This window comes from Psychroserpens sp. Hel_I_66 (genome assembly GCF_000799465.1).
Lineage (GTDB): Bacteria > Bacteroidota > Bacteroidia > Flavobacteriales > Flavobacteriaceae > Psychroserpens.
Genome location: NZ_JUGU01000001.1, coordinates 2,038,152 through 2,057,514 on the forward strand (window position 1 = coordinate 2,038,152; position 19,363 = coordinate 2,057,514).

At 35.0% G+C, this 19,363-nt stretch carries 15 protein-coding genes; 13 read left to right on the plus strand and 2 right to left on the minus strand.

Features of this window, described 5'->3' with window-relative positions; translation table 11 throughout:
• Positions 1-54: 54 nt before the first annotated feature.
• The 4 genes from GQ40_RS09195 to GQ40_RS09210 are packed head-to-tail and all read left to right on the plus strand — an operon-like array spanning position 55 to position 5,952.
• Positions 55-510, plus strand: a complete 456-nt coding sequence (locus GQ40_RS09195) for a MarR family winged helix-turn-helix transcriptional regulator (RefSeq protein ID WP_047547748.1) — start codon at positions 55-57, stop codon at positions 508-510.
• Position 511: 1 nt separating this feature from the next.
• Positions 512-2,920 (plus strand): 3-hydroxyacyl-CoA dehydrogenase/enoyl-CoA hydratase family protein, encoded by a 2,409-nt coding sequence (locus GQ40_RS09200; protein ID WP_047547750.1) that lies wholly within the window; start codon positions 512-514, stop codon positions 2,918-2,920.
• A gap of 5 nt (positions 2,921-2,925) precedes the next feature.
• Positions 2,926-4,116, plus strand: a complete 1,191-nt coding sequence (locus GQ40_RS09205) for an acetyl-CoA C-acyltransferase (RefSeq protein WP_047547752.1) — start codon at positions 2,926-2,928, stop codon at positions 4,114-4,116.
• A gap of 27 nt (positions 4,117-4,143) precedes the next feature.
• On the plus strand, positions 4,144-5,952 hold the full coding sequence (locus tag GQ40_RS09210) for an acyl-CoA dehydrogenase family protein (protein ID WP_047547753.1): 1,809 nt from the start codon (positions 4,144-4,146) through the stop codon (positions 5,950-5,952).
• Between the two features lie 73 nt (positions 5,953-6,025).
• Here GQ40_RS09210 and GQ40_RS09215 read toward each other — a convergent pair whose 3' ends face one another.
• Complete coding sequence (locus tag GQ40_RS09215; RefSeq protein ID WP_047547756.1) at positions 6,026-6,499, minus strand: hypothetical protein; 474 nt, start codon at positions 6,497-6,499, stop codon at positions 6,026-6,028.
• A 107-nt stretch (positions 6,500-6,606) separates the two neighbouring features.
• A complete protein-coding gene (locus GQ40_RS09220; protein WP_052184212.1) occupies positions 6,607-6,924 on the minus strand; it encodes an N-acetylmuramoyl-L-alanine amidase in 318 nt (105 codons plus the stop codon).
• A 54-nt stretch (positions 6,925-6,978) separates the two neighbouring features.
• On the opposite strand from GQ40_RS09220, the gene GQ40_RS09225 reads away from it, so the two are divergent.
• The 9 genes from GQ40_RS09225 to GQ40_RS09265 all read left to right on the plus strand — a co-directional run bounded on the left by GQ40_RS09225 (position 6,979) and on the right by GQ40_RS09265 (position 19,361).
• Entirely contained in the window at positions 6,979-8,556 is a 1,578-nt protein-coding gene (locus tag GQ40_RS09225; RefSeq protein WP_047547760.1) for a nuclear transport factor 2 family protein, read from the plus strand.
• 342 nt (positions 8,557-8,898) lie between these two features.
• Positions 8,899-11,865: an ATP-binding protein gene (locus GQ40_RS17155; protein WP_052184213.1), complete on the plus strand. Its 2,967-nt coding sequence runs from the start codon at positions 8,899-8,901 to the stop codon at positions 11,863-11,865.
• Positions 11,866-14,043 (plus strand): ATP-binding protein, encoded by a 2,178-nt coding sequence (locus GQ40_RS17160; RefSeq protein ID WP_052184214.1) that lies wholly within the window; start codon positions 11,866-11,868, stop codon positions 14,041-14,043.
• Positions 14,040-14,414, plus strand: a complete 375-nt coding sequence (locus GQ40_RS09240) for a response regulator (protein ID WP_047547761.1) — start codon at positions 14,040-14,042, stop codon at positions 14,412-14,414. The genes GQ40_RS17160 and GQ40_RS09240 overlap by 4 nt, the downstream gene beginning before the upstream one ends.
• The gene (locus tag GQ40_RS09245; protein WP_197052666.1) at positions 14,414-15,454 is read left to right on the plus strand and encodes an adenylate/guanylate cyclase domain-containing protein; all 1,041 of its coding nucleotides are present in this window, start codon (positions 14,414-14,416) and stop codon (positions 15,452-15,454) included. Before GQ40_RS09240 ends, GQ40_RS09245 begins: the two co-directional genes overlap by 1 nt.
• 19 nt (positions 15,455-15,473) lie before the next feature.
• Positions 15,474-16,019 (plus strand): Pycsar system effector family protein, encoded by a 546-nt coding sequence (locus tag GQ40_RS09250; RefSeq protein WP_047547765.1) that lies wholly within the window; start codon positions 15,474-15,476, stop codon positions 16,017-16,019.
• Positions 16,020-16,061: 42 nt separating this feature from the next.
• The gene (locus GQ40_RS17825) at positions 16,062-17,228 is read left to right on the plus strand and encodes a DUF6265 family protein (RefSeq protein WP_081990196.1); all 1,167 of its coding nucleotides are present in this window, start codon (positions 16,062-16,064) and stop codon (positions 17,226-17,228) included.
• A 6-nt stretch (positions 17,229-17,234) separates the two neighbouring features.
• Positions 17,235-18,566: a M28 family peptidase gene (locus GQ40_RS09260; protein WP_047547767.1), complete on the plus strand. Its 1,332-nt coding sequence runs from the start codon at positions 17,235-17,237 to the stop codon at positions 18,564-18,566.
• Between the two features lie 78 nt (positions 18,567-18,644).
• Positions 18,645-19,361: a M23 family metallopeptidase gene (locus GQ40_RS09265; protein WP_197052667.1), complete on the plus strand. Its 717-nt coding sequence runs from the start codon at positions 18,645-18,647 to the stop codon at positions 19,359-19,361.
• The last annotated feature ends 2 nt before the right edge of the window (positions 19,362-19,363 follow it).

Below are 19,363 nucleotides of genomic sequence, written 5' to 3' on the forward strand. Positions count from 1 at the left end.
ATACTATGCATGCATAGTATTTTTTAGTATATTTGGATTCCTAATTTTAAATTTATGAAGGATAAGACCATTGATTACGTACTTAGAACCACATGGTTAGCAGTCAATAAAATGTACAACGAAGAAGCATCTCAATTTGGCACAACAATGGCTACGGGATTCGCACTGCTAAGTATTGATCCAGAAAATGGAACACCTTCAACATCTTTAGGCCCAAAAATGGGTATGGAAGCAACAAGCCTCTCAAGAACCTTAAAAACCATGGAAGAAAAAGGACTTATCATTCGTAAGCCAAACCCAGAAGATGGCAGAGGCGTTTTGATTTTCTTGACAGACTTTGGACGAGAAAAAAGAGCCTACTCTAAAGAAAAAGTATTGACCTTTAATGATACAATTAAAGCAAATGTTTCTTCGGAAGAACTTCAACACTTTTATAAAGTTTCCGAAGTCATTAATAATATGATTTCAAATAAACAGATATACAACCAAAAAGAACACATTCTAAAATAAGATGAGTAAACGTAGAATAAAAAAAATAGCCATTATTGGATCGGGAATTATGGGAAGCGGTATTGCTTGCCATTTCGCCAATATTGGTGTTGATGTTTTATTATTAGACATCATACCAAGAGAACTTAACGACAAAGAAAAAGCCAAAGGCCTAACTTTAGAAGATGAAGTGGTTAGAAATAGATTGGTAAATGATGCACTTGCTGCATCCATAAAATCTAAACCTGCACCACTCTACCGTGATTCTTTCGCAAATCGTATCACTACAGGAAATCTCGAAGATGATATCTCAAAAGTGAAGGATGTGGATTGGATCATGGAAGTCGTAGTTGAAAGATTAGACATTAAAAAACAAGTGTTTGAAAAGCTTGAAAAGCATAGAACACCAGGTACATTAATTACATCCAATACGTCTGGGATTCCTATAAAATTCATGAGTGAGGGACGTAGTGACGATTTCCAGAAACATTTCTGCGGAACGCACTTTTTTAATCCTGCACGATACTTAAAATTATTTGAAATCATTCCTGGTCCAAAAACAGACCAAGAGGTTTTGGATTTCTTAAATGAATATGGAGAGAAATTCTTAGGTAAAACCTCAGTAATTGCTAAAGACACACCTGCATTTATTGGAAACCGAATCGGTATTTTCAGTATCATGAGTTTATTTCATGCTGTTAAAGATTTGGATTTAACCATAGAAGAGGTCGATAAATTATCGGGTCCTGTTATTGGTCGTCCAAAATCGGCAACTTTTAGAACAGTTGACGTTGTTGGCTTAGATACTTTAGTTCACGTTGCAAACGGGATTAAAGAAAACTGCCCTAAAGATGAACGCAACGAATTGTTTGTCTTGCCAGACTTCATCAATACTATGATGGAAAATAAATGGTTGGGTAGCAAAACCGGACAAGGATTCTATAAAAAAGTTAGAAAAGACGATGGTTCTTCGGAAATTTTATCTCTAGACTTAAATTCTCTTGAATACAGAGAAGCAAAACGTGCAAAATTTGCAACCTTAGAATTAACCAAAACGGTTGATAAAGTTGTAGATCGATTCAAGATTTTAGTAAAAGGAAAAGATAAAGCTGGAGAGTTTTATAGAAAGAGCTTTTCTTCATTATTTGCATACGTTTCAAATCGTATTCCAGAAATCACAGATGATCTTTACAAGATTGATGATGCAATGAAAGCTGGTTTTGGTTGGGAACATGGACCTTTCCAGATTTGGGACGCTATTGGTGTAGAAAAAGGAATTGAAATGATGAAAGCCGAAGGTTTCGAACCTAATGAGTGGGTAAACCAAATGCTCGCTTCAGGGAGTTCATCTTTTTATACTGTGAAAGATGGCGCAACCTATGCGTATGACATTCCGAAGAAAAAACATGAAAAAATCCCAGGTCAAGATAGCTTTATCATATTGGATAATATTCGTAAAACTTCCGAAGTATTTAAAAATTCTGGAGTTGTTATTGAAGATTTAGGTGATGGTATCCTTAACGTTGAATTTCAATCTAAAATGAATACGATTGGAGGTGATGTCTTAGCAGGATTGAATAAAGGTATTGATTTAGCTGAAAAAGATTTCGCAGGATTGGTTGTTGGTAACCAAGCTGCTAACTTCTCGGTTGGAGCCAATATTGGTATGATCTTTATGATGGCTGCAGAGCAAGAATATGATGAGCTCAATGCAGCAATTAAATATTTTCAAGATACGATGATGCGTATGCGTTATTCCTCAATCCCAACAGTAGCAGCACCTCACGGTATGTCACTAGGTGGTGGATGTGAATTATCAATGCATGCAGATAAAGTAGTTGCAGCAGCAGAAACTTATATTGGACTCGTTGAGTTTGGTGTAGGTGTAATACCTGGCGGTGGAGGTTCTAAAGAAATGGCCTTAAGAGCATCTGATACATTCAAAAAAGGAGATGTGCAACTCAATACACTACAAGAATATTTCTTGACTATTGGGATGGCTAAAGTAGCAACTTCTGCATATGAAGCTTTCGATTTAGGGATTCTTCAAAAAGGAAAAGATATTGTCGTTGTCAATAAAGACATGCAAATCGCAGTTGCAAAACAACACGCCAAATTAATGGCAGATATGGGCTATACGCAACCAGTTCACAGAAAAGATGTTCTAGTTTTAGGTAAACAAGCCTTAGGGATGTTTCTAGTAGGAACTGATTCTATGGAAGATAGCAACTACATTTCTGAGCATGACATGAAGATTGCCAACAAATTAGCCTACGTAATGGCTGGTGGAGATTTATCTGAACCAACCAAAGTAAGTGAGCAATACTTATTGGATCTAGAACGTGAAGCATTCTTGAGTTTATGTACAGAACGTAAAACTTTAGAAAGAATCCAGCACATGTTAACCAAAGGAAAACCTTTAAGAAACTAAGAAAGATGAAACAAGCATATATAGTAAAAGCATATAGAACCGCAGTTGGTAAAGCACCAAAAGGCGTGTTCCGTTTTAAAAGAACAGATGAATTAGCTGCTGAAACCATTCAGCACATGATGAAAGAACTTCCAGATTTTGATAAAAAACGTATTGACGATGTTATCGTTGGTAATGCAATGCCCGAAGGTTCCCAAGGATTAAACATGGCACGATTTATTTCACTTATTGGATTGAATAGTGTAGATGTTCCTGGTGTAACAGTAAATCGTTTTTGTGCATCAGGTATTGAAACCATTGGTATTGCAGCTGCAAAAATTCAAGCGGGAATGGCAGATTGTATTATTGCTGGTGGAGCAGAAAGCATGAGTAGTGTTCCAATGACAGGTTTTAAACCAGAATTAAATTACGATACCGTAAAATCTGGTCACGAAGATTATTATTGGGGAATGGGAAATACTGCGGAAGCGGTTGCAAAACAATTCAATGTATCTCGTGAAGATCAAGACGAGTTCGCTTACAACTCTCACATGAAAGCTTTAAAAGCGCAAGCTGAGAATCGTTTTCAAGATCAAATTGTACCAATTACAGTAGATGAGACGTATGTGGATTCTAAGGGAAAGAAAGCAACAAAATCTTACACAGTAACTAAAGATGAAGGTCCTCGTGCAGGAACAAGTCTAGAGGTTTTAGGAAAATTGAGACCTGTTTTTGCTGCTGGCGGAAGCGTTACAGCTGGTAACTCATCACAAATGAGTGATGGAGCAGCATTTGTAATGATTATGAGCGAAGAGATGGTAAAAGAATTAAATCTAAAACCAATTGCTCGTTTAGTGAATTATGCTGCAGCAGGTGTTGAGCCAAGAATTATGGGTATTGGTCCTGTAAAGGCAATTCCGAAGGCATTAAAACAAGCAGGTTTAAAGCAATCAGATTTAGAATTAATTGAATTGAACGAGGCTTTTGCTTCACAATCACTGGCTGTAATTAGAGAATTGGATCTAAATCCCGATATCATTAATGTAAATGGTGGAGCGATTGCATTAGGGCATCCATTGGGCTGTACTGGTTCAAAATTATCTGTACAGTTATTTGATGAAATGCGCAAGCGTGACATGAAAGGTAAATATGGAGCTGTTACCATGTGTGTTGGTACTGGCCAAGGTGCATGTGGAATATTTGAATTTTTAAACTAATAAAAGAACTTAATACAAAATTATAAAATGGCAGAGTTAGAAAAAGATATCCTACGCGGAGGTCAATTCTTAGTGAAAGAAACAAATTGCGAGGATGTATTTACTCCTGAAGATTTTTCAGAAGAGCAACAGATGATGAAAGCATCTGTAATGGAATTCAACGAAAGAGAAATCATCGCACACAAACCAAGATTTGAAGCTCGAGATTTTGCATTAACCGAAGAGGTAATGCGTAAGGCTGGTGAAATGGGATTTTTGGGTGTTGCAGTACCAGAGGATTATGAAGGTTTGGGAATGGGTTTTGTTTCTACTTGCTTAACATGTGATTACATTTCTTCAGGCACAGGTTCTTTCAGTACCGCTTTTGGTGCACATACAGGAATTGGCACCATGCCTATTACACTTTACGGTACAGAAGAGCAAAAGCAAAAATACGTCCCTAAATTAGCAACTGGAGAATGGTTTGGAGCATATTGCTTAACAGAACCTGGAGCAGGATCTGATGCGAACTCAGGAAAAACAGTTGCAGAAATTTCTGCAGATGGAAAGTCTTACAAAATCAACGGACAAAAAATGTGGATCTCAAACGCAGGTTTTTGTAGTTTGATGATTGTTTTTGCTCGTATTGAAAATGATAAAAATATTACTGGTTTCATTGTTGAATATGACAAAGAAAATCCAAACGGGATTACAATGGGAGAAGAAGAGCACAAATTAGGTATTCGTGCTTCTTCAACACGTCAAGTATTTTTTAACGATACTGTTGTTCCTGTTGAAAATATGTTAGCTGGTCGTGGTGAAGGATTTAAAATTGCGATGAACGCCTTAAATGTTGGACGTATTAAATTAGCTGCAGCTTGCTTAGATTCTCAACGTAGAATACTAACGACTGCTGTAACTTATGCCAACGAGCGTAAACAGTTTAAAACACCTATTGCAGATTTTGGTGCTATCAAAACCAAGTTGGCCGAAATGGCTGCAAGCGCATATGCTGGTGAATCTGCAACTTACAGAGCTGCTAAAAATATTGAAGATCGTATTGCATTACGTCAAGAATCGGGTAATTCTCATCAAGAAGCAGAACTTAAAGGTGTAGAGGAATATGCGATTGAATGTTCTATTCTGAAAGTAGCTGTTTCTGAAGATGTACAAAATTGTGCAGATGAAGGCATCCAAATTTTTGGTGGTATGGGATTCTCAGAAGAAACTCCAATGGAAGCTGCTTGGAGAGATGCTCGTATTGCCAGAATCTATGAAGGCACTAACGAAATCAATAGAATGTTGGCTGTTGGGATGTTGGTTAAGAAAGCAATGAAAGGCCATGTTGATTTATTAGGTCCTGCGCAAGCGGTACAGGATGAGTTAATGGGAATACCTTCTTTTGATACGCCAGATTATTCTGAGTTGTTTTCCGAAGAAAAAGAAATGATCAAGAAATTGAAAAAGACGTTCTTAATGGTAGCTGGAGGTGCGGTTCAAAAATATGGACAAAATCTTGAAGACCACCAACAATTGTTGATTGCTGCTGCAGACATCTTGATTGAAATCTACATGGCAGAATCTGCAATTTTAAGAACTGAAAAAAATGTGAAGCGTACCAGCGAGAAAGAGCAATCTGCTCAAATAGCTATGGCTAAATTATACCTATACCACGCTGTAGACATCGTTGAAGAAAAAGGAAAGGAAAGTATAATTTCTTTTGCTGAAGGTGATGAGCAACGAATGATGCTAATGGGACTTAAACGTTTTACAAAATATGCTAACTATCCAGATATCGTAGATTTACGAATTGAGATTGCTGAGAAAGTGAAGGAAGAAGGTAAATATTGTTTTTAAAACATATAAAACCTAAAATAAAAAACAGGCAACTCAAAAATTGAATTGCCTGTTTTTTTATGTTTAAAATATTTTACTGCTTTTCGAATATCATTTGACCTTCGTGAAGACCATCACAATCTGTACCAGTAAAGTTCACAACTAGTGCATTATCAGATTCTCTAATAAAACCATCACCAGTGAATGTACCTGAACAATCAGTTATGATATCTTCTAAAAGAAATGAGGTGATCGTATTACCAGTTATAGACATTGTAATTGTACCATCATCATCGCCTTCGCTACAGCAACCTTCAAAACTATCAATAGCATACCAGCTACCTGTTAATATATTAGTATCAACAATCTCTAGACTAGCCGAAAATGCATAATCCGTAAAAGACGTAGTTGGTGTTACAGAATTCCATGTACCTACATAATCACCTTCTAATTCTGTTGAAATGGGTTGTACTTGATTATTATCATCATCACTGTTACATGATAGTAACGACAAAAATAATATTGAAACTAAACAAAGCGTAATACTTTTTAAATTTAAACTTTTCATATTTGTGGGATTTGCTATTATAGAGCCACAAAGGTAGTTTAATTTCAAGTCCATTATTAACAGAATAGGAGATATCTTTAACTCTATATATACGATTATAAAAAAAATTAATTTCTTATCTCTAACAAAGCGTCATAAATGGATTTTGCGATTTCAATTTGTTTAGTTTCATCTGTAAGTATGGCTCTATCCTCTTCATTAGTTAAGAAGCCTAATTCTAATATAATTCCGGGGACTGTAGGCGTGTTTTTCAGCAGAAAGAGATTAGCAGTTTTCACCCCTCTACTCTTAAAATGATTCAATTGATGTTCAATTAAAATTTCAGAAAAAAGCAGACTGGATTCCTCATTTTGGTCATTTACATCATAATAAGCTTCAATACCATTTGCCAATTTATCACTGCTTTCATTGCAATGTAAACCCAAAAATTAATATGCAAATCAATCATAAAATTTCTATCTTTCAAGAAACTAATAATTATGCGTTATTATCTCACACTTTTCTGTTTTTTACCATTTTCACTATTAGCCCAAACCAATACAGAAATTTTCTTGTATGATGTAGAAATAAATGCTTCAAAAATTGAAGTAAAGAATGGTAAAAACATATCCAATAATGTTGACTATGACAATCAACCATCCTTTATAGATGCTAACAATATTCTCTTTGCAACCACTAGAAATGGACAAACAGATATTGCAAATTATAATCTCCCTGAAAATAAAATCACCTTTATAAATACTTCGGAAGGAGGCGAGTACACACCTTTAAAAATTCCGCAGAAAAAAAATATTTCAGCAGTGAGACTGGATCCAGATGGAAAGCAGCGTTTATATAGTTATGATGCTGAAACTGGACAATCTACAGAACTTATTAAAGACTTGGTTGTTGCTTATTACACTTGGTATAATGAGGATATTGTAGTTTCTGCAGTGATTGAAGGTGAGCAGCTTAATCTATATACGTCCAATATAAAAAAGGGAACTAATAAAAAAATAGCATCAAATGTTGGTCGGTCTTTTCATAAAATTCCCGAAAGTAATTTGATAAGTTTCATTTCCAAAGAAAATGAAAAACAATGGCAAATAAAATCATTAAATCCCATCACGGGAAAAATTAGACTTATTGCCAATACAATTGCCAATGTTGAGGATATTTGCTGGTTAGATAAAAGCAATATTCTCTCTGGCAGTGAGAGTGAGCTTTACAAACTCAAATTGAGAGTTGATAATAATTGGAAATTGATTGCCGACTTAAGCAGTGATGGTATTTTAAAAATCACGCGCTTGGCTAAAAATAATGATGGTTCTCAACTTTTAATAGCAGGAGATATTAAATATATCCCAAAGCCAATAGAGCCAAAAATAGATCCCAATCAGCCTATAAGCGAAGAAGAGGCTTCTCTAGTTGTTGACAAGCATATTGAACCTTATAATACCAAACAACTTGATGCATTTGTAGATTCATTTAATGAAGGGGTCACGGTTAGTTTTTTCCCAGATGAAAAGTTATATGAAGGCAAAAGCAAACTTGAGGAGACATATAAGAACATTTTTGAGGAACACGAAAAGCTCAATATCAAAGTATTAAATCGAATTACCTTTAAAAATTTTGTGATTGATGAGGAACTTGCAATTATAAATAATATAACCAGACGACAGGCTACTATTTATGAAACAGATAGAAATGGCATCAATGCCATGACTTTTTTATCTACTTCTACAATTACCGAAAATCCTGAGACCATTGTTAATGATCAGCTAGAAAAGTACAATGAGAGAGACCTTAAGGCATTTATCAATACCTATTCTAAAAATGTAAAGCTATACACGTTTCCAAATATCTTAACTACGGATGGAAGGTCTGAACTCAAAAAAAGCTATGAGTCCTTTTTTAAAAACACACCAGATTTAAATGCTGAAATCGTTAATAGAATTATTCTTGGCAACATGGTTATCGATAAAGAAAGAGTAACAATGAACGGAGACATATTTTATGCTGTTGCCATATACGAGATTGAAAACGGATTAATAACTAAAGTAACTTTTATTCAATAGAATCTCATTTTAAGATAGTTGTTTTTTTTACTAAAGAATAATATAAGCATCAAATATCATATTTCTCATAAAAAACGAGTACATATTATTTATGTTTTAATTGAAATGACACCGTAATTTTTACTAAATTTATAGTTCACTTCCCTAAATTGATTAATTGCATTTAACCTCTAAACTAATGTATTATTCAACTATAAATGACTCTAAAATTCACGATTAAAGCGATTCAAAAATCGAGTAATCATTTTACTGTCGATAAAGGTAACTGTAACCTAAACTTGCGCTTTCTTTCCCTCACACCAAATAGGTTTATATGTATTAAACTGCTTTAAAAACAACATTATGAAATTGACCAAAGAGAAAAAAGATGTTGTTTTAAATGTATACCAAAAATGGCTCTATAGTTATCTAAATGGTGATGTTGCCACCTATGATAGTTATTTTGCAAGTGAATACCATTTTATTGGACCTACAAATGATGAAGAGTTTCTAAACCGAAAACATACCACTAACTTTTTCAAAAATACTGCGCAACAATTACCAGGAAAAACAGAGTTAAGAAATGACAACATTACTGTTGAGTCGTTTGGTGAACTCATTTTTATAACACATGTTTTCGATGCCTGGTTCTTAAATGCCAAAGAACGGAACTTTTACACCAGATATAGATTTTCATCTATTTTAAAGAAAAATGACGAAGATTGGCAATTTATATATCAGCACTTTTCTACACCAGATACTAAAGGAGACGTAATTACTAAAAACCAAGCATTACAAGAGACGATAAAAAAACAAAAAAATGAACTCAAATCTAAAAACCGAGAATTAGAAATCCAAGTCGCACTAGAAAAAGTGAGGAGCAGTACCATTGCGATGCAACATAGTGATGAATTAGAAGAAACATCTTTCTTATTAGATCAACAAGTAAGAGCCTTAGGTATTAAAACCTGGGGTTGCGCTTTTAATATTTATGGAGAGAATGAATCCACAGAATGGTTTGGAAATGAAGCAGGCGTTTTACATACTTATAAAGTCCCTCATGAAGGTGTATTTAAAGATTATTATCAAAGAGGTCAAAAAGGTGAATCATTATTTGTGAAGGAGTTTTCTGGAGAAGAATGTATTGCTCATTATGAGTTCATGAGCACACTTCCTGTAATAGGTGATGTTTTAAAAACCTTAAAAAAAACAAATAATGGTTTCCCAACATCCCAAATAGACCATGTCGTGTATTTTAAATATGGTTACCTCCTTTTTATTACAAGAGAAAATGTCCCTAAAGCACATAAAATCTTTAAACGGTTCGCAAAAGTCTTCGAGCAAACCTATACACGTTTTTTAGATCTCAAAAAAGCCGAAGCACAAACCAAGAAAGCCAAAATTGAGGCCTCTCTTGAAAAAATGAGAACGGTTGCTCTAAGCCTCACAAAGTCTGAAGACATGCTGGATATCGCCAAATGCCTCTACGAGCAATTACTAGAATTGGGCTTTAACGATATGCGAAATGCCATTATAGATATTCACAATGATGACGAAACGTTTTGGGATTATGATTATTCTCATGATATGTCAAGCGCTGTCACCTTATTTTCTTTCTATGGAGATCCCGTTATTGAACAGCAAATCAAAAAAGTACAATCGGGTAACGATGCCTTTTTTGAAATTGAATTAAAAGGTGAACAGTTAAAACAACTTATTGAAACACGACTGCGAAATGGCGAAAAAGACGATCCTCGGCTACATGAAATAGACCATCTTACTTATAATCTTTATTCCTTCGGAAATGGTGCCATTGGCATTTCAAACTTCGGAATATTAAGTGATGAACAAAAAGTAATTTTAAAAGAATTCCGGAATGTATTCACATTTGCCTACAAAAGATACACAGATCTTTCCCAAGCCGAAGCACAAGCGAGAGAAGCGAAAATTGAAGCGTCATTAGAAAAAGTAAGATCTGTCGCTCTTACTATGACAGAGTCTACCGATTTGTTGAACATCGCTAAAGCGCTGTATGAGCAATTAGTAGAACTTGGTTTTGACGATATTAGAAACGCTATCATTGATGTCAATAATGAGGATGAAGAAACATTTTTAGATTATGACTATTCACACGAAATGGGTGGCACCACTACCCTAATGTCTTATAGCGATGATCCCACGTTAGAAGAACAACTTCGCGTCATCGCCTCAACTACAGATGGGTATTCAGAATCGGTTTTAGAAGGACAACAACTACAGGATCTCATCAACATGCGCAGGAAAAATGGCGAACGAGAAGATCCACGCTTATTAAAGACCGATAGCGTTTCGTATATTTTATATGCCTTTGGTAACGGTGCAGTGGGCATCTCTAATTTTGGAATGCTAAGCAAAGATCAAAAGAATATTCTAGACCGTTTTCGTAATGTGTTCACATTTGCGTATCAACGTTTCAAGGATCTTCAAGTTAAAGAAGAGCAATCTGTAAAGCTTCTAGATGAAAAAATGCGCTTAGAAGAAACATTGACAAATCTTCAGCAAACCCAAGCGCAATTAATACAATCTGAAAAAATGGCGTCGCTTGGTGAGCTCACAGCAGGAATTGCTCATGAAATTCAAAATCCGTTGAATTTCGTCAATAATTTTGCTGAAGTCAGTCAAGAATTATTAGATGAAATGCTCGAAGAAATGGCAAACGGAAACATGGATGAAGTTAAAGGAATCATGACCGATGTCATCCAAAATCTCGAAAAAATAAACCACCATGGTAAACGTGCAGATGGTATTGTAAAGGGAATGTTACAGCACAGTCGTGCAAGTGGAGATCAAAAAGAACTAACCGATATTAACGACCTAACCGACGAATACTTCAGGTTGGCTTATCATGGACTGCGAGCAAAGGATAAAACATTTAACGCAAATCTCAAAACAGATTATGACAAGCTCATTAACAATATAAACATCGTACCGCAAGATATAGGGCGTGTTGTTCTTAACCTTTTTACAAATGCATTTTACGCAGTTAGTGAGAAAAGTTTGACATTAGATTCCGAAGCATATAAACCAACCGTTTCAGTAAGTACCAAAAAAATAAATAATGAGATATTGATTGTTGTTAGAGATAATGGCAATGGTATAGCAAAACATATTCTCGACAAAATATTTGAGCCATTTTTCACCACCAAGCCAACTGGCAAAGGCACGGGTTTAGGTTTAAGCATGAGTTACGATATTATTAAAGCACATGACGGAGATATTACTGTACTTTCTGAAAAAGACGAGTTTACAGAATTTACCATAAAACTACCTATCAATATAGACGCAAAATAAATGAAGTCAATACTAAAAATTACACGTTATTTTTTACAGCCACAATTAAAGATGAGTTGTTGTTTTCTAGTGCTTTGCTTCTTCACGACTATTGGTTTCTCTCAAGAGACAGCTTTAAAAAATGTAAATGAATTAGAGGTTTTGATTTCTAAAAACTCAGAAGAATTAAAAGGTCCTATAACAGATTCTCTCCAACTATATTCAAATTTACATCGCGCCTTAAAATTAGCTCAAAAAGAAAATAACAAAACGTATTTAGGAAGTGCTCAACGTCAATTGTCAACATGGCATAGTGGAAACGTTTCTATAGATTCTTCGGAATATTATCTCAAAAAAGCAACGACAACCTATCAAAATACCTCTCTCCATAATTTGGAAGCTGAAACCCACCTTCAGTTAGAAGACTTGTACAAACAAAGGGGTGACTATACAAAAGCCATGGCTGCCGACTTTAAAGCTTTGGCAATCTATGAAAATGAAGACAATTTAAACGGAATTGCCATATCTTACACCCGTTTATGCGATCTACTATACTATCAAGAAAAATATGCAGAAGGCATTGATTACTGCCAAAAAGCAATTGATATACAACAAACACTAAATGCACCAGAGGATTTATCAATTAGTCATCGCTACAAAGCTGATAACTTACTCATCTTAGAGCGTTATGACGAAGCGCTCGTTGAGATCAACAACTCTATCAATGTTTTAAAAGAAGCAGGTTTCCAAGACATAGACATTGCACCAAATTATAATACTCGTGGTAATATTTACAAGTACTTAGAACGCTATGACGAGGCATTAGTAGAATATAAAAAAGTATATAGATTAGCAAAAGAGCATAACCAAGTAAGAGGGCTAATACCTGCTTTAGGAAATATTGGTCATGTTTACCGTCTTCAAGAAAGGTACGATGAAGCACTACCTTATACCTTAGATGCTATCGATATAATGAAATCGACTTCAAATCCTCAAAATCTATGGGAAAATTACTTACATGCCTCTCGTAGTTATGATGCTCTTAAGGATTATGAAAATGCACTAAAGTACGAGAGACTTTATTCCGAAGAACGTTTTAAAAATTTAGAGCAAATCAACAAACAATTAGAGTCTGAACTCCAAATAAAATACGAAACAGCTAAAAAGGACGAAACCATAGTTGAGCAAGATGCCACCATAAACCGTCAACGCAAAATACAGTTATTATACATTGGTATTGCGGTACTCTTGGCAATTATTCTCTTCGGAATGTACTTCGCGATCAAAACCAATAATAAGAAAAGAAAGGCTTTGGTTAAACTGAATGAAGATTTGGCAACCAACCAATTAGCGCTAGAAGATTCCAATACGAAACTTAAGAAATCGCTAACCGATTTAAAAGCAACCCAAGCCCAACTCATACAATCTGAAAAAATGGCCTCACTTGGAGAACTTACCGCAGGAATTGCTCACGAGATTCAAAACCCATTAAATTTTGTCAATAATTTTGCTGAAGTAAGTAGCGAGTTAATTGATGACATGCTTGAAGAGCTAGAGAATGGCAATAATGAAGAGGTAAAAGCTATTTCTCAAGATCTAAAGGATAACCTAAAAAAAATAAACAACCACGGTAAACGCGCAGATGATATTGTAAAAGGTATGCTACAGCATAGCAGAAATAATTCTGGAGAAAAACAATATACAGATCTCAACAAACTTACCGATGAGTTTTTAAGGTTGGCCTATCATGGCTTACGTGCTAAGGACAAAAATTTCAATGCTCATTTAGAAACCCAATTTGATCCTAACCTTGGTAAAATAAAAATTGTAAGTCAAGATATAGGACGAGTTATTCTCAATTTATTTACAAATGCTTTTTATGCAGTAAATGAAAAATTGTCCTTCTCTAAAGTTTTAAATGATGAGTATAAACCAACCGTTACCGCAACGACCATGAGAACAGATGACACGATAATGATAATCGTAAAAGATAACGGTAATGGTATACCAAACAAGATATTAGATAAAATCTATCAACCTTTTTTTACTACAAAACCCAGCGGAAAAGGTACAGGCTTAGGCTTATCTATGAGCTATGATATCATCAAAGCGCATAATGGCACATTAGAGGTTACGACTCAAAAAGGTGCTTATACCGAATTTAAAATAACATTACCAATCAAAACCAAACGTATATGAAAATTTTAGTGGTAGATGATGAAAAAGATGTTCAAATACTTTTTCAACAACGATTTAGAAAAGAAATTAAAAAGGAAGAACTCAATTTTGTATTTGCTTTTTCTGGTGAAGAAGCATTAGAGAAACTTCGTAATATGGATCAAGAGGCTGTATTGATTTTATCAGATATTAATATGCCTGGGATGAGCGGTCTACAGCTTTTAGAAATAATAAAACGGGATTTTGTAACACCTCCACCCGTAGTGATGATGGTAACTGCTTATGGAGACAAAGAAAATTACAACACTGCAAAGCAATTGGGTGCCGATGATTTTTTAACAAAACCAGTTGATTTTAAAATGCTTAAAAAGAAATTAATACAACATAGATAATGGCTAAGATACTAGTAGTTGACGACGAAACAGATCTGGAAGTTCTCATTAGACAAAAATTCAGAAAAAAAATAAGGTCTCAGGAATATGAGTTTATATTTGCTGTAAACGGTGTAGATGCCTTAGACAAAATTGTGGAAAATCCAGAAGTCGATATTGTGCTGAGCGATATTAATATGCCAGAGATGGATGGTCTCACGTTACTTTCGAAAATTAACCAATCTAGTCCGCTAATAAAATCGGTAATCGTTTCTGCCTATGGTGATATGGACAATATAAGAACTGCCATGAATCGAGGAGCATTTGATTTTATCACCAAACCGATCAATTTTGAAGACCTGGTCATTACAATGGAAAAAACCTTAAACCACGCGAAACAAATAAAAGACACTCTAAAAGCTATAAAAGAAAACAACATTTTAAAAATGTATGTTGACGAGAATGTACTCAACTTCATGGGCAACAAAGAATACGAATCTACTATAATGTCTAACGAGACTATTGAAGGCACAGTAATGTTTATTGATATCTGTGGATTTACTTCTATTAGCGAAACGACATCTGCAGATATCATCGTTAAAATGATCAATGCGTATTTTGATGAAATGGTAAAAGAAATTATAGAGCAAGAAGGCTATATTGATAAGTTTATTGGTGATGCAATTATGGCTGTTTTTAGAGGCGACTACCACTTAGACAGGGCAATTGATGCTGCTTTAGCTGTTTGCAATAGAATAAATGCCCTTACTAAAATTGGTGAAGAGGTTAGTTTCACTCCAAAAGTATCTATTGGTATCAAAAGTGGTGAGATGGTTTCTGGCAACATTGGCTCTGTAAGTTTGAAACGACTGGACTATACGGTTATTGGAGATACGGTCAATACAGCAGCACGCTTACAAGATATAGCCAAAGAAAATCAAATTATCATTTCAAAGGATTGCTATAAAAAAATAAAACACTCCTTTAAGTGCAAAAAAATTGGAAATATCAATTTAAAAAACAAATCTAATCCAATGACTATTTATGAAGTCATAGAATAAGAGCAATAATTTTAAAATTATGGGGAAAAACACACACGCAAAAAATAAGCATACCGATGATTTAATTGATCATTACTGGGGAACAATAAATTATCTTACAAGTCTAATAAAAGCTTCAGAACTTAAAGCTGGTTTGATCCTTTCCTTTTATGGTATCTTACTAAATTTAATGTATCAAAGTTTAGATAATTTCTCCAATAGTGTAATTAGTGATACGGTATTAAATATCTTATTAGGCTTATGGATTCTGTGCACCTCAAGTTCCATATTTTTTTGTGTACGTTGCTTTATTCCGAGAATTGAGGGTAAATTTTCTCGAAATATCTTCTTCTTCAAGGATATCATTTCAAAGTTTGGAAATGTTGAAGAATTCTCAAAAACCTTTTTGACCATGAGCAAGGATGAAGATAGCCTGTTCCTCCAATTGGGTGAACAGATCTTTATCATTTCAAAAATATCCGATTGGAAATTCAGAAATGTAAAACGTGCCATAAGTCTTTTGGCAATTGGATTAATTATTTTATTTGCCACAGTTTTATATCATTTTATTTTTATATTGAACTAATCCAAATTTTAATCCTATAATCCTAAACTTGAAAACAAATCCATGAAAATAGTCCTTCTGTTCTTAATCGCTACATTATCGTGTATAGCTCAAAATGAAAACCATATCAAAACAATAGATTCTCTCGCTCCAAAACTTGAAAACATAAAATGGATTTCGGGCAACTGGAAAGGCGAAGCTTTTGGTGGGCAAACCGAAGAAAACTGGAGCGAACCGTCTGGTGGTTCTATGATGGCTACGTTCAAGCTCATCAATGATGGCGAAGTATCTTTTTATGAAATTGAAATTATTCGTGAGGTTGAAAACTCTTTGGTGCTTCAGCTTAAACATTTTGACAATGATTTAAAAGGTTGGGAAACTAAAAATGAAACGGTTGATTTTCCGCTAAAAAAAATCACTCCAACCCAAGTTATTTTTGAAGGGATGAGTTTTGAAAAAGTCAGCGATACAGAAATGAATGTTTATGTAGATATTGAAAATGATGAAGGTAAGATTGAAATCGTAAAATTCAACTATAAAAAAGAGGTTGCAAAAACAAAACACATTAACCAACTTATAAGTGTTGACAAAGCTAAAACTGAACCTATAATTGATGGCAAAGCAGATGAGGATATTTGGTCTGGTCATTATTGGTTACCTCTAGATGAGTTATGGCTTGGAGAATCCTACACAAAAGAAGATTTTTCAGGACGATACAAACTCAGTTGGACAAACGATGCTTTGTATCTTTTAGCTGAAATACAAGATGATATTTTAATTGACACCCATAAAGATCCCCTAGTATCGTGGTGGGACGATGATTGTTTAGAAATTTTTATTGATGCAGATAATAGTGGTGGAGAACATCAATACAATCACAACGCCTTTGCATATCACATCGCTTTAGATGGAAACGTTGTAGATATGTCAACCAATAAAAAGGGTAAGCTCTATAATTCCCATATAGAATCTAAACGTGTGACAAAAGACAACATCTCAACTTGGGAAGTAAAAATCTCACTATTTAGTGATGACTATGACGATAATGGAGAACATTCACCTTTAAAATTACAACCTGGACAAGTCATAGGTTTTGCTTTAGCCTATTGTGATAATGACACCAGTGAAACAAGAGAAAACTTTATTGGTTCAGTAGAAGTCAGAGGAGATGATAAAAACAGAGGATGGATTGATGCCAATATCTTCGGAACTTTAAAACTTAGAAATTAAAAACCTATGAAATATATATTCACAATCGCGCTATTCACTTTTAGCTCATTAACGATTGCTCAAACCAATCAAAAAATCTATGATATAATCGAAAATGTTTCCGAAGAAAGATTAAGACAAGACGTAAAAACCCTTACCGAGTTTGGAACCAGAAACACCTTTAGTGATACCGTGAGCAATACGCGTGGTATTGGAGCTGCAAGACGATGGATCAAAAGTGAATTTGAGGCCATTTCCAAAGAGTGCAACAACTGCCTAAATGTATTTTATCAAAAAGATTTTGTAACTAAAGAAGGTAATCGTCGTGTACCTCACGATGCTTGGATTGTTAACGTTGTCGCTGTTCAAAAAGGTACAAAATATCCAAATCGATATATCATCATGAGTGGAGACATTGACTCGCGCGCCAGTGATACGATGGATTTCACCACAGATGCTCCTGGAGCAAACGACAACGCCTCTGGTATGGCTGGAGCTATTGAAGCTGCACGCGTGTTATCAAAATATCAATTTGAAAGCAGCATTATTTACGTCGGTCTTTCGGGCGAAGAGCAAGGTTTATTTGGTGGCGCTGGATTAGCACAGTATGCAAAAGATGAAGGCTGGGAAATCATAGGAATTTTAAACAACGACATGATTGGTAATATAGAAGGAGTTGATGGCGTAATCGATAATAGAACATTTAGAATTTTTTCTGAACCTGTGCCACCTACAGAAACTGAGCGCCAAAGAAATGCAAGACGCTTTTATGGTGGTGAAGTTGATGGGGTTTCACGTCAGTTGGCAAGATACGTCCATAAAACCGTTAAAACCTATATGCCAGAAATGAACCCGATGATGGTGTATCGTCTAGACCGTTTTGGTCGTGGTGGACATCACAGGCCATTTAACGATTTAGGTTTTCCTGGAATTAGAATCATGGAAGCTCACGAGAATTACACCCAACAACACCAAGATATTCGTACAGAAAACGGGATCAATTATGGAGATACTTTTGAGCACGTTAATTTTGGATATGCAAAAAAACTCACCGCTGTGAACGCAATCAATATGGCAAGTTTAGCCTCTGCTCCTCCTGCTCCAACTACAGTGGCTATTGGTGGGATTGTTGAGCCATCTGCCAAATTGAGATGGAATGCAGTTGATGGTGCAAAAGGTTATAAAATATATTGGCGAGATACAACATCTCCAACTTGGGACCATAGTAGGTATGTTGAAAACGTTACCGAGTTTACTCTAGAAGGTATCGTGATTGATAATTTTTACTTCGGAATTGCTGCAGTAGATGAAGAGGGATTTGAAAGTGTGGTTGTATTCCCTAATGAGATTATGCGTTAAATGAAAGTTCGTTATTGCTACATATTATTAATTTTTATTTTGACCTCTTGTGCTAATAAAATATCCAAGCCCAGTTATGTGTTATTTGAAAATACCGAAGACTCATTATACGTAATTGCTAAAGGAAAATTTAAATCTCCTTTTCATATTCGAGTCAAAAAAGAGGAGATACCAGTAACCGATATTTCTGTGGTTTTTCCAGATAGTTTAAATACCCTTATGGGTTTTCGTTCTTCGGAAATGGATAGTACTAAATTTCTTAAGGAATATAAATTTGAATCTTACCTGGGAGACCCATCTAATGCTTACGATACGATGTATAATTATACGCTCCCATTTCCGAAGAAAAAATCCTATAAAATATTGCAGGGAACCAACACCAACTTTACGCATAAAGGGCTTTTTTCCAGCTATGCCCTAGATTTTAGAATGCCTGTTGGAGATACCATTTGCGCTGCCAGAAATGGTTATGTTGTTCATGTAACCGAGCACAATACGAAACAAGGTCGTGACAAATCTTACCGAGATTTCGCTAATTTTATTACACTTGCCCATGATGATGGCACATTTAGCCAATATGTGCATCTTAAAAAAGATGGTGCTTTGGTAGATGTTGATGATTATGTAGAAAAGGGTGAAGTCATTGGTTTATCTGGAAATACAGGATGGTCGTCTGAGCCTCATTTACATTTTGCGGTATTTAAGGTTGAACCTTTTCAATTTATTTCAATTCCCATTTCAATTAACGGAATTCAAAGTATAGAAATTAAAAAATGGGATATTATGGGTCATTGATA